General features: G+C 75.0%; 15 protein-coding genes. 8 read left to right on the top strand and 7 right to left on the bottom strand.

What is annotated here, in order from left to right; genetic code table 11:
* The first annotated feature begins 30 nt into the window (after nt 1-30).
* Both ABZ858_RS34010 and ABZ858_RS34005 read left to right on the top strand, forming a co-directional pair.
* On the top strand, nt 31-672 hold the full coding sequence (locus ABZ858_RS34010) for a TetR/AcrR family transcriptional regulator (RefSeq protein ID WP_361387696.1): 642 nt from the start codon (nt 31-33) through the stop codon (nt 670-672).
* Between the two features lie 88 nt (nt 673-760).
* Entirely contained in the window at nt 761-1,516 is a 756-nt protein-coding gene (locus ABZ858_RS34005; RefSeq protein WP_361387693.1) for a winged helix-turn-helix domain-containing protein, read from the top strand.
* A gap of 3 nt (nt 1,517-1,519) precedes the next feature.
* Here ABZ858_RS34005 and ABZ858_RS34000 read toward each other — a convergent pair whose 3' ends face one another.
* The 5 genes from ABZ858_RS34000 to ABZ858_RS33980 form a co-directional block, all read right to left on the bottom strand.
* The gene (locus tag ABZ858_RS34000) at nt 1,520-2,602 is read right to left on the bottom strand and encodes a Zn-dependent alcohol dehydrogenase (RefSeq protein WP_361387690.1); all 1,083 of its coding nucleotides are present in this window, start codon (nt 2,600-2,602) and stop codon (nt 1,520-1,522) included.
* Between the two features lie 24 nt (nt 2,603-2,626).
* Nucleotides 2,627-4,015 carry an aldehyde dehydrogenase family protein gene (locus ABZ858_RS33995; RefSeq protein ID WP_361387687.1) on the bottom strand — a complete coding sequence of 463 codons (1,389 nt, stop codon included), beginning with the start codon at nt 4,013-4,015 and terminating at the stop codon, nt 2,627-2,629.
* A gap of 233 nt (nt 4,016-4,248) precedes the next feature.
* Complete coding sequence (locus ABZ858_RS33990; RefSeq protein ID WP_361387684.1) at nt 4,249-4,947, bottom strand: class F sortase; 699 nt, start codon at nt 4,945-4,947, stop codon at nt 4,249-4,251.
* Nucleotides 4,934-5,608: a hypothetical protein gene (locus tag ABZ858_RS33985; protein ID WP_361387681.1), complete on the bottom strand. Its 675-nt coding sequence runs from the start codon at nt 5,606-5,608 to the stop codon at nt 4,934-4,936. Before ABZ858_RS33985 ends, ABZ858_RS33990 begins: the two co-directional genes overlap by 14 nt.
* A 210-nt stretch (nt 5,609-5,818) precedes the next feature.
* On the bottom strand, nt 5,819-6,427 hold the full coding sequence (locus ABZ858_RS33980) for a TetR/AcrR family transcriptional regulator (RefSeq protein WP_361387678.1): 609 nt from the start codon (nt 6,425-6,427) through the stop codon (nt 5,819-5,821).
* 353 nt (nt 6,428-6,780) lie between these two features.
* On the opposite strand from ABZ858_RS33980, the gene ABZ858_RS33975 reads away from it, so the two are divergent.
* The 4 genes from ABZ858_RS33975 (at nt 6,781) to ABZ858_RS33960 (ending at nt 10,934) form a co-directional block, all read left to right on the top strand.
* A complete protein-coding gene (locus tag ABZ858_RS33975) occupies nt 6,781-7,050 on the top strand; it encodes a hypothetical protein (RefSeq protein ID WP_361387675.1) in 270 nt (89 codons plus the stop codon).
* Nucleotides 7,051-7,623: 573 nt separating this feature from the next.
* Nucleotides 7,624-8,940, top strand: a complete 1,317-nt coding sequence (gene hmgA, locus ABZ858_RS33970; RefSeq protein WP_361387673.1) for a homogentisate 1,2-dioxygenase — start codon at nt 7,624-7,626, stop codon at nt 8,938-8,940.
* A 27-nt stretch (nt 8,941-8,967) separates the two neighbouring features.
* Nucleotides 8,968-9,717 carry a GntR family transcriptional regulator gene (locus ABZ858_RS33965; RefSeq protein WP_361387670.1) on the top strand — a complete coding sequence of 250 codons (750 nt, stop codon included), beginning with the start codon at nt 8,968-8,970 and terminating at the stop codon, nt 9,715-9,717.
* Nucleotides 9,718-9,743: 26 nt separating this feature from the next.
* Entirely contained in the window at nt 9,744-10,934 is a 1,191-nt protein-coding gene (locus tag ABZ858_RS33960; protein ID WP_361387667.1) for a type ISP restriction/modification enzyme, read from the top strand.
* Nucleotides 10,935-10,986: 52 nt separating this feature from the next.
* Here ABZ858_RS33960 and ABZ858_RS33955 read toward each other — a convergent pair whose 3' ends face one another.
* The gene (locus ABZ858_RS33955; protein ID WP_361387664.1) at nt 10,987-11,700 is read right to left on the bottom strand and encodes a TetR/AcrR family transcriptional regulator; all 714 of its coding nucleotides are present in this window, start codon (nt 11,698-11,700) and stop codon (nt 10,987-10,989) included.
* Between the two features lie 64 nt (nt 11,701-11,764).
* Here ABZ858_RS33955 and ABZ858_RS33950 point away from each other — a divergent pair, with 64 nt between their 5' ends.
* A complete protein-coding gene (locus ABZ858_RS33950; RefSeq protein WP_361387661.1) occupies nt 11,765-12,721 on the top strand; it encodes an ATP-binding cassette domain-containing protein in 957 nt (318 codons plus the stop codon).
* Entirely contained in the window at nt 12,718-13,500 is a 783-nt protein-coding gene (locus ABZ858_RS33945; protein ID WP_361387658.1) for an ABC transporter permease, read from the top strand. The genes ABZ858_RS33950 and ABZ858_RS33945 overlap by 4 nt, the downstream gene beginning before the upstream one ends.
* A gap of 396 nt (nt 13,501-13,896) precedes the next feature.
* Here the strand turns inward: ABZ858_RS33945 and ABZ858_RS33940 are convergent, their stop codons facing one another.
* A complete protein-coding gene (locus ABZ858_RS33940; RefSeq protein ID WP_361387655.1) occupies nt 13,897-14,163 on the bottom strand; it encodes a hypothetical protein in 267 nt (88 codons plus the stop codon).
* Nucleotides 14,164-14,561 lie beyond the last annotated feature (398 nt).

Genomic DNA, 14,561 nt, shown 5'->3' with positions numbered 1-14,561 from the left:
GTTTAAGGCGGCAGCCCTACTATGTGCGCCATGGCCCGACCGCGCAAGCCCCTCCTCAGCACCGACCGCATCGTCGCGACGGCACGGGAGCTGGTGGACACGGAGGGGCTGGCGGCTGTCTCCACCCGTCGGCTCGCCGCCGAACTGGGGGTGAGCGGGCCCTCGCTCTACAACCACTTCCGCACCAAGGACGAGATCCTGGAGGCGGTCGCGGACTCGGTGAGCCGACAAGTCGACCTGTCGATGTTCGAGGACGGCCGCGACTGGCGCGCCGCGCTGCACGACTGGGCCCTCTCCTACCGGGCCGCCCTGCGCGACCACCCGAACATCGTCCCCGTGCTCGCCCGCGGTCCCGGCCGCCGCCCGGCCGCGCTGCGGCTGGCCGACGCCGTCTACGGCGCGATGGTCGACGCGGGCTGGCCACCGGCCCAGGCCACTTCCATCGGCGCGCTGATGCGCTACTTCGTGACGGGCTCCGCGCTCGGCTCCTTCGCCGGCGGTTTCGTGGACGACGCCGGCGCCTACGATCCCGCCGACTATCCGCACCTCGGCCAGGCCCATCTGCTCGCCGACCAGCAGGAGAAGATCGACGAGCGCGCCTTCGAGACGGGGCTGACGGCCCTGCTCGACGGTCTGGCACAGCAGTACGCGCAGGTGGGGCGGGGCGCGTAGCGCTGCTCCGGCCGACGCACTTCGGCGGTTACGCCTCGGCCGGCACGTTTCGGCGGGTGCCGAAGTGTCGGGGGCGCATCCTGGTCGCATGACCTCCAGGGACCGTACCGAGGACCCGCGGGCGCCCGGCCTGGCCGCCCTCGCCGCGCTGATCGCCGACCGGACCCGGGCCGCGTGCCTGCTGGCGCTGCTGGACGGGCGGGCGTGGACGGCGGGCGAGCTGGCCCGGCACGCGGGCGTGGCCGCCTCCACGCTCAGCGAACACCTGGGCAAGCTGGTCGCGGGCGGGCTGCTCGCCGAGGAGCGACAGGGCCGGCACCGGTACGTACGCCTGGCCGGCGCGCGGGTGGCCCAGCTGGTGGAGGACCTGGCCGCCCAGGTCGCCCCGGGGACGCCGCGGCCGCCGCGCACGCTGCGCGAGTCGAGCGCCGGGTCCGCGATGGCCCGGGGACGCACCTGCTACGACCATCTCGCCGGGCGGCTCGGCATCGCGGTGACCGACGCGCTGACCGTACGCGGGCTGCTGTGCGCCCACGAGGAGGCGGAGAGCGGGTTCACGCTCACCGACGCGGGGCTGGCCTGGTTCGGCGCGGCCGGGATCGGCCTGGACCGCACGGGACGGCGGCCGCTGGCCCGCGCCTGTCTCGACTGGACGGAACGGCGGCCGCACCTGGCGGGCGTCGCGGGCGCGGCCCTGTGCCGGCACGCGCTGGCGGCGGGCTGGTGCGTGCGCATCGGCTCGGAACGCGCCGTGAAGGTCACGGCGACCGGCGAACGCGCCCTGTCGGAGCTGCTGGGGATCGCGCCGGGGGCGCTGCGCCGCGGGAGGCCAGGGGACCGCTGAGGCTCAGAACACCACCAGCGCGCGGCCGCCCTTGCCCGCCGTCATGTTCTCGAAGGCGGCGGGGATGCCGTCCAGGGCGATCCGCTCGGTGACCAGCGCGTCCAGGTCCAGGCGCCCGGCGCGCACGTGCCCGGCGAGCACGGGCAGGTCCTCGGCCGGGTCGGAGTTGCCGTAGACGCAGCCGGACAGGGTGCGGCCCCAGTGGAAGATCTCCAGGGCGTTGAAGGTGACCTGCTGGTCCTTGCCGCCGATACCGACGACCGTGGTCCGGCCGCCGCGGCGGGTGGAGTCCCAGGCGGCCCGGATGGAGACCGCGCGGCCCGCGCACTCCACGGCGGCGTCGACGCCCTGCCTGCCGGTGAGGGCGCGGATCTCGCGCGGGGTGTTCTCGGAGGCGACGACGAAGTCCGTGGCGCCCGCGCGGCGGGCCAGCTGCTCCTTCACCGGGCTGACGTCGACGGCGACGATCCGGGACGCGCCCGCGATCCGGGCGGCCTGGAGGGCGGCCAGGCCCACCCCGCCGGCGCCGAACACCGCCACCGTCTCGCCGGCCCGGACCCGCGCCGAGTGGTGCACGGCGCCGTAGCCGGTGAGGACCGCGCAGCCGAGCAGGGCCGCGTCGGTGAGCGGGACGCCGTCCGGCAGCGGCAGCACGCAGGCGGCCGCGACGACCGTCTCCTCCGCGAACGCGGCGACGTTCAGACCGGGGTGCAGTTCGGTGCCGCCGGTGGTGCGGGCGTACACGGCGGCGGCGCCGCTCAGCGCGTCCGCGCACAGCCAGACCTCGCCGAGCGAGCAGGCGTGGCAGGCGCCGCAGGACGGCGCCCAGTTGAGGACCACGGCGTCGCCCGGCGCGATGTGGGTGACGCCGTCACCGACGGCGAGGACGGTGCCCGCGCCCTCGTGGCCGAGGACGGCGGGGACCGGGACCCGCATGGTGCCGTCGGTCAGCGACAGGTCGGAGTGGCAGACCCCGGCGGCGGCGAGCCGGACGCGGACCTGCCCGGGGCCTGGTGCGGGCAGCTCTATCTCGGTGATCTCCAGCGGAGAGCCGACGGCGGGCAGGACGGCGGCGCGTACGGCCATGAGGTGTGACTCCCTCGGGGGTTGTCAGAACTGGAGGGACTTGGTCTGGAGGTACTCCGCGAGTCCGTGCGCGCCGAGTTCGCGGCCGACGCCGGACTGCTTGTAACCGCCGAAGGGGGCCACCGGGTTGAACCGGCCGCCGTTGATGTCGACCTGGCCGGTGTCCATCCGGCGGGCGAAGGCGACCGCCTCGTCCTCGTCGCCCGCCCAGACCGCGCCGGCCAGGCCGTAGACCGTGCCGTTGGCGATGCGCAGGGCGTCGTCCTCGTCGTCGTAGCGCAGGATCGACAGGACCGGGCCGAAGATCTCCTCCTGGGCGATGGTCATGTCCTCGGTGACGTCGGCGAAGACGGTCGGGCTGACGTGGTAGCCGCGCTCGTGCGGGGCGTCGGGGCCGCCGGCGACCAGGCGCGCGCCCTCGGTGACGCCCTGCTCGATGTAGCCGCGCACCCGGGCCCGCTGCTTGGCGTTGACGAGGGGGCCGATCCGGTCGGCGTACTTGGCGGCGGCCTCGGCGGCGAGCCGGACCGCCTCCTCGTACCGGTCGCGGTGGACCAGCATGCGGGTCCAGGCGCTGCACGTCTGGCCGGAGTTGGACATGACGTTGGCGACGCCGACGTGCACCGCCTTGGCCAGGTCGGCGCTGGGCAGGATGACGTTGGCGGACTTGCCGCCCAGCTCCAGGGCGACCCGCTTGACGGCGGCGCCCGCCGTCGCGCCGATCCGCCGGCCGACGGCCGTGGAGCCGGTGAAGGAGACCAGATCGACGCCCGGGTGTTCGGCGAGGGCCTGCCCGGCGACCGGGCCGAGGCCGGTGACGAGGTTGAACACGCCCGGCGGGAGCCCGGCCGCGTCGACGGCCTCGGCGAAGAGCTGGGCGGTCAGCGGGGTGTCCTCGGCGGGCTTGAGCACCAGGGTGCAGCCGGCCGCCAGCGCGGGGGCGGCCTTGGCGACGATCTGGTGCAGCGGGTAGTTCCAGGGCGTGATCGCGCCGACCACGCCGACCGGCTCGTGCAGGACGGTGGAGTTGCCGGCCTTCTCCTGGAAGGCGTACGTCGCCGCGAGGTCGGCGTAGGAGGCGGCGACCGCGATCGGCAGGCCGGCCTGGACCGCCTGCGAGAACGGGAGGGGGGAGCCCAGTTCGGCGGTGACGGTCTCGGCGATCTCGTCCTTGCGGGCGGTCAGCGCGTCCCGCAGGGCGGCCAGGCGGGCGGCCCGCTCGGCGGGCGGCGTCGCGGCCCAGCCGGGAAGGGCGGCGCGGGCGGCGCGCACCGCCGCGTCCACGTCCTCGGCGGTGCCGGCGGGGACGGTGGCGATGACCTGTTCGTCGGCGGGGTTCACCACCTCGATGACGTCCCGGCCCGCGGCGGGCCGCCAGGCGCCGTCGATGTACATGCCGTCGTGTGCCTTCATGGTGCTCCTCCGGGCGGGCGTCGTCCGCGTCCGTGTGCGGTCCGCGGGCGGTGCCCGGACCCGGACGCGCCGTGACGCGTCACAACCTACCGACAGCCCCATAAACTAGCGTCGATAGTTTTGCGGCGCCAGAGACCGGCGGCGGGCGGCGCCCGCCCTTTCGCGGGTCCCGCTCGCCGCCGTGAGGGTCCTGCTCGCCGCCGTCAGTACCTCACTTCGGCGGCGTCAGTGACTCACTTCGTCGCCGTCAGGTGGGCGAAGACCACGACATTGCTGGAGTAGCCGGCCCGGCGGGTGTAGAGGCCGCCGCAGGTGATGACGTGCAGCTCGGGCCGGCGGGAGGAGCCGTACACCTCCTTGTCGGGGAAGCGGTCCTTGTCGAAGACCCGCACCTTGTCGACGGTGTAGACGGCGGTACGGCCGTCCGCGCGCCGCACCTCGATGCGGTGGCCCGGTGTCACCTGGCCGAGCGCGGCGAAGACGGCGGCGCCCGTCTTCGTGTCGCGGTGCCCGACCGCGACGGCGGTGCCGGACTCCCCCGGTGTGGGGCCGTCCTTGTACCAGCCGACCAGCTTGGGCTTGTCGACCGGCGGGGTCTCCAGTTGCCGGCCGGCGTCGAGGCCGACCGGGATGACGGGCGCGTCGACGCCGAGGGAGGGGATGCGCAGGGAGGCCGCCGGGGAGCGGGGCAGCGGCGCGGGCGGGGGCGCGCCCCGGGACCCGCTCTCCCCGCCCGGGGCGCCGCCGTCCGCGTCGGCCGGGGACGCGGAGGACCGCGCGTGCGGACCGGCGGCCCGGGCCGGTGCGCCGTGCTCGTGATGGCCCCCGCACCGCACCGCCGTCACCAGGACGGCCGTGAGCACGGCCGTCCTGACGAGCCGGTAGGCGCGGGTCCGGTGCCAGGGCCTGCGTCGGCGCCTACGCGGCGCCATGGGGACGCCGGCGGATCAGCCGGAAGTAGGCGACGCCGCCCACCACGACCAGCCCCACGGCCCCGGCCCCGGCCACCGGGGAGAAGGCGGCCGCCGTGTCGACGAGGCCGCCGCCGCCCGCGTGCACACCGCCCCTGGGGCCCGGGTCGCCCTTGCCGGGGCCTCCCTGGCCGTGCTGGTCGCCGCCGTCGTGGCCCTGGTCCTCGATCTGGCCGGGGCCCTGGGCGCCCTCCTTGTGCTCGTCGTCATGGCAGTTGACGCGGAAGATCTTCTCCTTGGGAGTGCCCGCGACCGTCCAAATGATCTTGTACTGGCCGTCGGCGAGGCCCAGCGGATCGGTGTGCCCCGCACCGGCGGCGAGGGCGATGGTGCCGGTGACGGTGGCGGCGGTGGGCAGCGGGGGCTGCGCCTGGATGGTGTAGCCGATGGTCGGCAGGACGTCGAAGTTGACGGCGTCCAGGTAGAACCGGCAGACCACGGGGTCGTCCTTCGAGACGCCGAAGGGCACGCCCACCCGGTGGATCTTGATGTCGCCGGCCTCCCCCTGGGCCTGGGCGACCGGGGCCGCGAACCACGCGGCACCCGCCGCGGTCAGGGCGGTCAGGGCCACGGCGGCGCCGACGCGGGAGCCGGGGATGCGTGGGGGTGTCAGGGTGGGCATGCGCGCTCCTCCGAGTCAGACGATTTTCATACAAATCGCTCTTTCACCTGACTCTCTTTCACAGCTCCACCCGTGACGGCGGCAGCGCGGCGCGACGCGCCGGGCGATGTCCCCCGTACGGCGCAGCCGGGGGCAGGTCGGGGTCCGGCCGGGACAGGTTCGGAGTGCGGTCGAGGGCAGGCGCGGGATCCCGGCCCGGGGTCCGGCCGGTCAGTCCAGGACCCGCACCAGATACGCCCGCAGCAGTTCGCGGGTCTCCGCGATGATCCTCTCGTCGCCCTCGGGGGCCACCCGGAAGGCGAGCTGGACGAGGGTGTCGGCGGTCTCCACGGCGATCAGGAAGACACGGCGCAGGTCGTCGTCGGGCTCGTGGCGCAGGTGGCCGGAGAGCAGGCGGGTGAGGCGGTCGACGAGGCGGTGGTTGGGCTCCGGCCCGCTGGTGCCGAGCGGGATCTGGTTGCCGAAGTCGACGAGGGAGAAGCCGGGGGCGGTCCGCTTCATCGCCAGGTACTCGTCGAGCACGGCGTCCATGGCGGCGCGCCAGCCGCCGTCCGCGGTCTCCGCCAGGCGTCGCTGGACCCGCTCGCTGTAACGCTCCAGGTTGCGTTGGGCCAGGGCGTCGGCCATCGCCCGCTTGTTGCCGAAGAAACGGTAGACCGAGCCGATGGGCACACCGGCGCGCTGCGCGACGGCGCGGGTGCTCAGGGCGTCGTAACCGACCTCGTCGAGGAGGTCGGCGCAGGCGTCCAGGATCCTGGTCAGCCGTTCGGCACTGCGCCGCTGCACGGGGGCGCGGCGGAGCGGGGTCGCGTGGGGCACGGCTTCATGATGCCGTTTCCCGGCGCCCTGGTGAAGCGCCGGCCGGAGCACGGACGGGCCGCCGCCCGCGGGACGCGACCCCGGCCATGACTCGGGCAGCCCGCCTCACGGCAGTCGCGGGGGGAGCCCCGAACCTCGCCGGAGCCGCCGGGGCCGCTGACACCTCCGGGCTCCCCACCCCTTCCGCGCCCCCCATGGCCGTACGACTTCCCGTCATCCTCCCCGAGCCCCCCACACCCCGGCTCCGCGCCTCCGCCGGGCCTCCCGTGACCGCCGGACCTCCCGTGACCGCGGAACTCCCCGCAGCCGTACGGCTCCCCGCCACCCCGGAGCCCCGCGCAGGCGGACTCCCCGTGGCAGCCGGGCTCCTGGTGGCGGCCGGACTCCCCGTACCCGAGGAACCCCCCGCCACTCCGGCCGAACCGCCGCCGGGAACCGCGGACGAACCGCCGCCCGCGGCACCTCCCGCGCCCCCGGACGAACCGCCGCCCGAGGAACCCGCCGCCACCCCAGGCGACCCACCGCCCGAAGGCACCCCCGTCTCCGGCCCCGAAGCCGTGATGTCCGCCGTGCTCTGGACCGGCTTGCCGGAGACCGCCCAGACCGTGCCGTCGTCGGCGTAGAGGCGGGCGGTGACGTGGTGGGTGCCGCGGGGGACGAGGCGGGCGGAGAGGTGGTAGTCGGGGCCGCGCAGGCTGTCCACGAGGCGGCCGTCCACCAGCAGGCGGGCCAGGCCGCGGCCGGCCGCGGCCCGCGCCGCCGTGCCGGCCGGCGAGAACCGGAAGCGGTGCAGCGTCAGCCGCACGTCCCAGCTGCCGCCCGCGTCCGGCCGCACCTCGACACCGACCTCCGGTGCCTCCTTCTCGTCCACCTCACGGTAGGCCCGCCCCTCCTCGTCGGTGTGACCGATGAGCCGGCCCACCGGAGTGGCCGATTTCCCCTCCGCACTCCCCCGCCCACCGCTCGCACCGCAGCCCGCCGCCCCGGCGAGCAGCAGGGCGCAGACCGCGAGCGCGGCGAGGGGCCGGCGCGTCCACGACGTCATGCCCCGGAGACTAGAACAGCGGTCCGACGGCCGAATCCCTCTCAGGTCTGGTTCTCGCCATCCCCCGGAAGGAGGGCGTCCGCGCCCTCTTGCGCCGGGGCGGACCCAATCCTACGGTGAAGCATAGGAATCAGGTGGCAAGGGAGCGATCATGAGCGGGGACGCACGCAAGACCGCCGAGGCACTGGAATACCTCTCCGGTTTCGGCAACGAGCACAGCTCGCAGGCGGTGCCGGGCGCGCTGCCCGAGGGCCGCAACGCGCCGCAGCGCGCACCGCTCGGGCTGTACGCCGAGCAGCTCAGCGGTACGGCGTTCACCGAGCCCAGGGCGTACAACCGCCGCTCGTGGCTGTACCGCATCCGCCCCTCGGCCGCGCACCCGGCGTTCACCCGCACCGGCAACGGCACGCTGCGCACCGCGCCCTTCACCCAGGCGGTGCCCGACCCCAACCGGCTGCGCTGGAACCCGCTGCCGCAGCCCGGCCCCGCCACGGACTTCCTGGCCGGCCTGTGGACCCTCGGCGGCAACGGCGACGTCACCCAGCGCACCGGCATGGCCGTGCACCTGTATCACGCCAACGCCTCGATGGAGCGCGTCTTCAGCGACGCGGACGGCGAGCTGCTGATCGTGCCGGAGCACGGCGGGCTGCTGCTGCGCACCGAGTTCGGCCTGCTGCACGCCGAGCCCGGCCAGGTGGCGCTGATCCCGCGCGGGGTGCGCTTGCGGGTGGAACTCCTGGACGCGACGGCGCGGGGGTACGTCTGCGAGAACTACGGCGCCCCCTTCCGCCTCCCCGACCTCGGCCCGATCGGTGCCAACGGCCTCGCCAACGCCCGCGACTTCCAGGCGCCCGTCGCCGCCTACGAGGACGTGGAGGGCCCGGTGGAGGTGGTGAACAAGTTCTGCGGCAACCTCTGGACGGCCACCTACGACCACTCCCCGCTCGACGTGGTCGCCTGGCACGGCAACCACGTCCCGTACGTCTACGACCTGCGCCGCTTCAACGTCATCGGGTCCGTCTCGTACGACCACCCGGACCCGTCGATCTTCACGGTGCTGACCTCGCCGAGCGACACCCCGGGCCTGGCCGGTGTCGACTTCGTCGTCTTCGCGCCGCGCTGGCTGGTGGGCGAGGACACCTTCCGGCCGCCGTACTTCCACCGGAACGTGATGAGCGAGTACATGGGCCTGATCGAGGGCGCCTACGACGCCAAGGCGGAGGGTTTCGTGCCGGGCGGCGGCTCGCTGCACAACATGATGTCGGCGCACGGCCCGGACCGGGAGACCTTCGAGAGGGCGAGCGCCGCCGAGCTGCGGCCGCAGAAGGTGGACGACGGCCTCGCGTTCATGTTCGAGACCCGCTGGCCGGTGACGCTCACCCCGCACGCGACCCGCGCCGAGCACCTCCAGCAGCGCTACGACGACGTGTGGCAGGGCCTCGAAAGGCACTTCCGGCCGTTGCGCTGAGCGATCACGCCCGGTACGGATAGCTCCGTGATGTCCTTCGCCCCGGATTCGATCGTCCTGAACCGCAAGCTGCCGCTCTGGTATCAGGTGTCGCAGTCGCTGCGCGCCTCCATCCTCGGCCGCTCGCCCCGGGACCCGTTGCGCCTGCCCACCGAGGAACAGCTCGCCGGGCACTACGGCGTGAGCGTGCTGACCATGCGGCAGGCGCTCAAGGAGCTGGAGGACGAGGGGCTGATCAGCCGCCACCGGCGGCGCGGCACGTTCATCGAGCCGGCCGCCCGGCGGGGCACCCCGGTGCGGCTGCTGGGCTCGGTGGACGCGATCGTGGCCCAGCAGTCCGGCATGGCGACCGAGCTGCTGGACCACGGCACGGCCGCCGTCCCCGCCGAACTCGCCGAGTTCTTCCCGGACCTGGACGAGGTGGCGACGTACCACCGGCTGCGCGGCGACGAGAAGACCGGCGAGCCGACCAACCACGCCCGCAACTACGTCCGGCCCGAGCTGGCCGCGCGGATATCCACGGACGATCTGGTGCGCTGGCCGATGACGAAGGTGCTGCGGGACGTGGTGGGCGCGGACATCAGCCGGATCACGGACACCGTGCAGGCCCGGCTGGCCGACCCGGAGACCGCGCGGCTGCTCCAGGTGCCGCTGCTCAGCCCGATCCTGCACTACACGGGCATCACCTACGACACGGCCGGGCGTCCGCTGGACGTGGTGGTCATCCACTACCGCGGGGACCGCTTCTCCTTCACGGTCACGCTCGACGCGACCTGACCCGCGCACCGCCGCCGCGTCGTACGATGCCCGGCGTGACGCACGACGACGCTCCGCTGCTCGCGGACCTCATGCCGTGGTCCGTCGCAGCGCCGCGGCTCGGCCGGGCATGGCCGGCGGCCCCCGACCCGGGCTGCCTGAAGGCCCGTTGGGCCGCCCTGCTGGAGGCCGAGGGCGCCGAGCGGGAGGCGCTGTTCGAGCCGACCCGCTCGCGCACGGCACGGTCTGCGGTGGCGCAGCTGCCGGGCGGGACGGCCGCCACGGAGCAGCTGATCCGGGCCTTCGGGCCGTGTCCGGAGCCGGTACGGGTGCTGGCCGCGCCCTTCGACGAGCAGTGGCTGATCCCCGACCACCGGCTGATCGACGCGGCCCGACCTGAGCTGTGGCGGGTGGCGGACGACCGGCAGGTGTTCGCCGTGGAGACGGCCACCGCCCCGGGCGCGGCCGGCCCTGCGCTGCTGGCGACGTCCCTGCCGCCGCTGCTGCGCCCGGGCCGCGTCCGCCCGCTGTACCGCCGCCCGGGCGGCCGGGAACCCAACCTGGCGCCCGGGCTGCTGGAGCACCTGGCGGACCGCCTGGGGCTACCGCTCGGCCCGCTGGACGTGCTCGCCTGGGCGCTGGTGGCGGCCCGGCCCGGCCCGCGCGGTCTCGCCGTGCCGCTGACCGGGGACGCCGGGGTGTGGGCGGCGGGCGTCGAGGCGGGCCGGCGCACGCTGTGGCTGATGCGCCGTGACGGCGAGCGCCCCAGACTGCCCGGCGGGCGCCGCCCGTACGTCCGCGCGCCCCTGCCGGCCCGCCCGCTGAGCCTGCGTTACGACCGCGACGAGGAGACCCTGCACCTCGACGAGGGCCGTGTCGCCCCGGTGCCCCCGGCGGCCTGGGACTTCGAGGCCGGTTCGGGCCGGGTCCTGGAGCAGTGGTTCGCGGCCCGGACCGCGCCGGGTGAACCGGGCACGCTGGCGGCCCTGTGCCCGGCCGTCTGGCCGCAGCCCTGGACCTCGCAACTGCTGGAGCTGATCACCGTACTGGCACTGCTGGCCGAGCCGGCGCCGCGCCCGGACGCGAAGGCGGAGGCGGAGGCGGAGATGACGGACCCGGTGACCGCCACCGCGCTGCGGGCGGCGGGCGTCCTGCCGGTACCGGAGGCGGCCCGCAGGCCGGCCTCGGTCCTCGACCACGCGGAGGAGGGCCCGGGCGGCCAGTTCGCCCTGATCTGAGGACGGGCCCCGGGCCGGGGCCCCGCGGCGGCCGGGTGCCGGGTGCCGCGGCTCAGCCGCGCGGCGTGAAGCCGTCCAGCACCCGGGCCAGGGCCCGGTCGAAGACCGCCTCCAGGTCGATGGGGCCCGCGTCCTGCGCGAAGGACGCCGCCAGGCGCGGATAGGCGCCAGTGGCGACCTGGCCGCCCAGGTAGGCGATGCGCACCGCGGTCTCCTCCTGCTCGGACCAGGGCAGGGAGCGGGTGCGCTCGGCGGTGGTCAGCTCGTTGGAGACGTACATGGTCACCACGGCGTTGAGCATGGCGACCAGTTCCATCTTGGTGCCGTAGGGGACCTCCAGGGGGTCCAGGCAGGCCAGGCAGTGCTCCAGGTAGCGCAGGGCGTTGGGGCTGAAGCCGTACATCGCGGACATCAGGCGGGGCAGCCAGGGGTGGCGGCGCATCAGGGCCCGGCTCTGGTGGCCCACCCGGACCATGTCGGCCCGCCAGTCGCCGCCGGGCTCCCACAGCTCGTGCTCGCCGCTGACCGCGTCCACCATCAGCTCGTACAGGTCCTCCTTGCGGGGGACGTAGTTGTACAGCGACATGGTGCCGCAGCCGAGCTCGGCGGCGACCTGCCGCATGGACACCGCGTCCAGTCCGCCGGCGTCGGCGATCCGCACGGCCGCCGCCGCGATGTCGGCGCGTGTGTGGGCGGGCTTCGGGCCCCGGCCCGTCCGCTCCGGACGGGCCCAGATCACTTCGGGTCGGGCCGCACGGCCGGCCATCGGACATCACCTCGCCCCACCATCGTAGTTACGTACGCCGTACGTAGTGCGCTATGGTCCTGCCATGACTTCTACGTACGCTGTACTTAGTGAGGGTCTGGAGAAACGCTTCGGGGACGTCCACGCCGTGCGCGGCCTGGACCTGGCGGTCGCCGAGGGCACGGTCTGCGGCGTGCTCGGCCCCAACGGCGCCGGCAAGACGACGGCCGTGGGCCTGCTGACGACCCTGCTGCGGCCGGACGCGGGCTCGGCCCGGGTGGCCGGGCACGATCTGGTGCGCGAGCCGGCCGCCGTACGCCGCCGGATCGGGGTGACCGGGCAGGACACCTCCGTGGACACGGACCTGACCGGCCGGCAGAACCTGCGGCTGTTCGCCCGGCTGCACCGCGTCCCGGACGCGGCGGCACGCGCCGACGAGCTGCTGGAGCGGTTCGGCCTCACCGAGGCCGCCGGGCGGCTGGCCGGCACCTACTCGGGCGGGATGCGCCGCCGCCTGGACCTGGCGGCGGGGCTGCTGCGCCGGCCCGCCGTGCTGTTCCTGGACGAGCCGACCACCGGCCTCGACCCGGTCAGCCGCAACCAGATCCGGGACGCCGTGCGCGACCTCAAGGAGCAGGGCACCACCGTGGTGCTGACCACCCAGTACCTGGAGGAGGCCGACCGGCTGGCCGACGACATCGCCCTGGTGGACCGGGGGCGCGTCGCGCACACCGGCTCACCGGACCGGCTCAAGGCGCTGGTCGGCACGCACGCCGAGGCGGTGGTGGCCGACGCCGGTGACCTGGCGCGGGCGGCGGCCGTCCTGGACCGGCTGACCGGGTCCGAGCCGGTGTTCGACCACGAACGGGCCGCCGTCGGCGCGGTCTCCACCGACCCGGCCCTCACCCTGCCCCGGCTGGTGCGCGAACTCGACGCGGCGGGCGTGCCGTTGCTCGATGTGAGCCTGCGGCCCCCGACCCTGGACGACGTCTTCCTGCGGCTGACCGGACAGGCCCACGTGACGGAGGAGATCGCGGCATGAGCGCGCTGGCGTACGACGGCATGACGATGGTGGGCCGGCAGCTGCGCCGGGTCCGCAACAGCCCGGGGCTCGCGATCCTGACCCAGATGATGCCCGTCAACATGCTGCTGTTCTTCGGTTACGTCTTCGGCAGCGCGCTGGCGATGCCCGGACGGGAGTACCGCGCCTTCCTGGTGCCCGGGCTGCTGGCGGCGACCGCGGCGGGCGGGGTCATGACGGGGATGTTCCAGGCGGCGCAGGACACGCACCGGGGCGTGATGGACCGCTTCCGCACCATGCCGGTGAGCCGGACGGCGGTGCCGCTCGGGCAGGCGGTGGCCGATCTGGTCGTCACGGCGCTCGGGACGGTGCCGCTGCTGCTGGTCGGGCTGGCGGTGGGCTGGCGGATCCACGGCGGCGCGGGGCACGCGCTGGGCGCCGTGGGCCTGCTGCTGCTGTTCCGCTTCGCGTGCACCTGGGTCGGCATCCTGCTGGGACTGCTCACCCGCAGCGAGGAGGCGGCCGGTCAGCTGGGCGCGGCGACGTTCGTGCTGCCGCTGCTGTCCGACGCCTACATCCCCACCGGCGATCTCACTCCCTGGCTGCGCACGCTGGCCGAGTGGAACCCGATCAGCGCGGTGACCACGGCCCTGCGCGACCTCTTCGGCAACGCCGCCGTTCCGGCGCACGCGGCCTGGCCGGTGGCCCACCCCGTGGCCGGGACGCTCGCCTGGTCCGCGGCACTGATCGCGGCCTGCGCGCCGCTCGCGGTACGCCGGTACGCGCGCGGCCGGGGCTGAACGACGACGGCGGCCGGTCGACGCGGCCCGGACGGGGGTCTGGCCGCGCACCGGGGGCCGGGTGCGTCGGCGGTTCGGGGTGCGGCGGCGGTTCGGGGAGAGCCGGAGCGGGGAGGCGTCGGGCTCACGGAGGCCGACGCGGGCCGGGCACGGGGCCGCTGTCGCCGGTCCTGTCGGTCGGGCGAGTCCGGGGCGCGCGGTGGGACACGACGGTGGGGTCCGGCGGCACCGGGGCGCCGCCGCGCGCCGTGGGGCGGGTGTGCGGCCAGGTCGTGGCACCGCGCCGGGGCGGTGCGATGGCCTCGGCCGGGTCCGGGCCCGTGCTCGGGTGAACGGGCCGCGGGGAAACGTCCGCGGCACCCTCCGGAGGAGCCGGAGAGGCCGGAGACGGTGGTGTCAGTGCCCGCCGAACAGCGAGCGGCGCAGCCGACGCAGCGGCGCGAACAGCGAGACGCGGCGCACGCGTGCGCCCCTGCCCGTGCGGTCGTGCACGGCACGCGCGGTCAGTTCGAGCATCAGCGACGTCGCCTCGGCCGTCTCACGCTGCGGGACGGCCGGACCGCCCAGCACCGAGAGATGGCGGTCGAGGCGCGAGCTGGTCGCGCTGCTTCCGCACGTGATCGCAGGGACCCTCGCCCTGCTGCGCACTGTTATCTGCTCCATGTCACTCCCCACCCGTACGAGTCCACCCGGCCCGGGCAGAGTAACCCTATCGCCCCGCCCGGGCATGCGGGTATCACGGTCACAGGATTCACCTTCCCCATAAGGGTGTTGACGATCACTCTCCGAATCCGTCCGGTTTCGCGGCGAGTTGGACGATCGGCCGGCCGGCGGTGCGTGCGGTTCCCCCGTCGGGTTCCCCGATCACGCCGGGTGATGCGGGCGGAGCCGGGAGGCCCTGGGCCGCCAAGGGCGTGTCACCCGGGGAGCGCCACCGCGGGCCGCTCCGGTGCCCACCCAGGGTGACGGAATCGGCGGCCCACGTTCCCGGCGGCCGGGCCGCCGGGAACGTGGGCGATCTCACGGGAACGCCACGAGGCGCGGACCCCGCGAGCGGGGTC

The sequence above is a fragment of the Streptomyces sp. NPDC047017 genome (genome assembly GCF_040644175.1).
Taxonomy (GTDB): Bacteria; Actinomycetota; Actinomycetes; order Streptomycetales; family Streptomycetaceae; genus Streptomyces.
Note: the sequence above shows the minus strand (reverse complement) of the source record. Positions and strands in the feature narration are given on the sequence as shown.

Excerpts from the sequence above, each read along its gene's own strand:
- ABZ858_RS33960 (WP_361387667.1), top strand. The coding sequence starts at position 9,744 with ATGCCCGGCGTGACGCACGACGACGCTCCGCTGCTCGCGGACCTCATG.
- hmgA (WP_361387673.1), top strand. The coding sequence starts at position 7,624 with ATGAGCGGGGACGCACGCAAGACCGCCGAGGCACTGGAATACCTCTCC.
- ABZ858_RS34005 (WP_361387693.1), top strand. The coding sequence starts at position 761 with ATGACCTCCAGGGACCGTACCGAGGACCCGCGGGCGCCCGGCCTGGCC.
- ABZ858_RS33945 (WP_361387658.1), top strand. The coding sequence starts at position 12,718 with ATGAGCGCGCTGGCGTACGACGGCATGACGATGGTGGGCCGGCAGCTG.
- ABZ858_RS33995 (WP_361387687.1), bottom strand. The coding sequence starts at position 4,015 with ATGAAGGCACACGACGGCATGTACATCGACGGCGCCTGGCGGCCCGCC.
- ABZ858_RS33940 (WP_361387655.1), bottom strand. The coding sequence starts at position 14,163 with ATGGAGCAGATAACAGTGCGCAGCAGGGCGAGGGTCCCTGCGATCACG.
- ABZ858_RS33950 (WP_361387661.1), top strand. The coding sequence starts at position 11,765 with ATGACTTCTACGTACGCTGTACTTAGTGAGGGTCTGGAGAAACGCTTC.
- ABZ858_RS33985 (WP_361387681.1), bottom strand. The coding sequence starts at position 5,608 with ATGCCCACCCTGACACCCCCACGCATCCCCGGCTCCCGCGTCGGCGCC.
- ABZ858_RS33955 (WP_361387664.1), bottom strand. The coding sequence starts at position 11,700 with ATGGCCGGCCGTGCGGCCCGACCCGAAGTGATCTGGGCCCGTCCGGAG.
- ABZ858_RS34010 (WP_361387696.1), top strand. The coding sequence starts at position 31 with ATGGCCCGACCGCGCAAGCCCCTCCTCAGCACCGACCGCATCGTCGCG.
- ABZ858_RS33990 (WP_361387684.1), bottom strand. The coding sequence starts at position 4,947 with ATGGCGCCGCGTAGGCGCCGACGCAGGCCCTGGCACCGGACCCGCGCC.
- ABZ858_RS34000 (WP_361387690.1), bottom strand. The coding sequence starts at position 2,602 with ATGGCCGTACGCGCCGCCGTCCTGCCCGCCGTCGGCTCTCCGCTGGAG.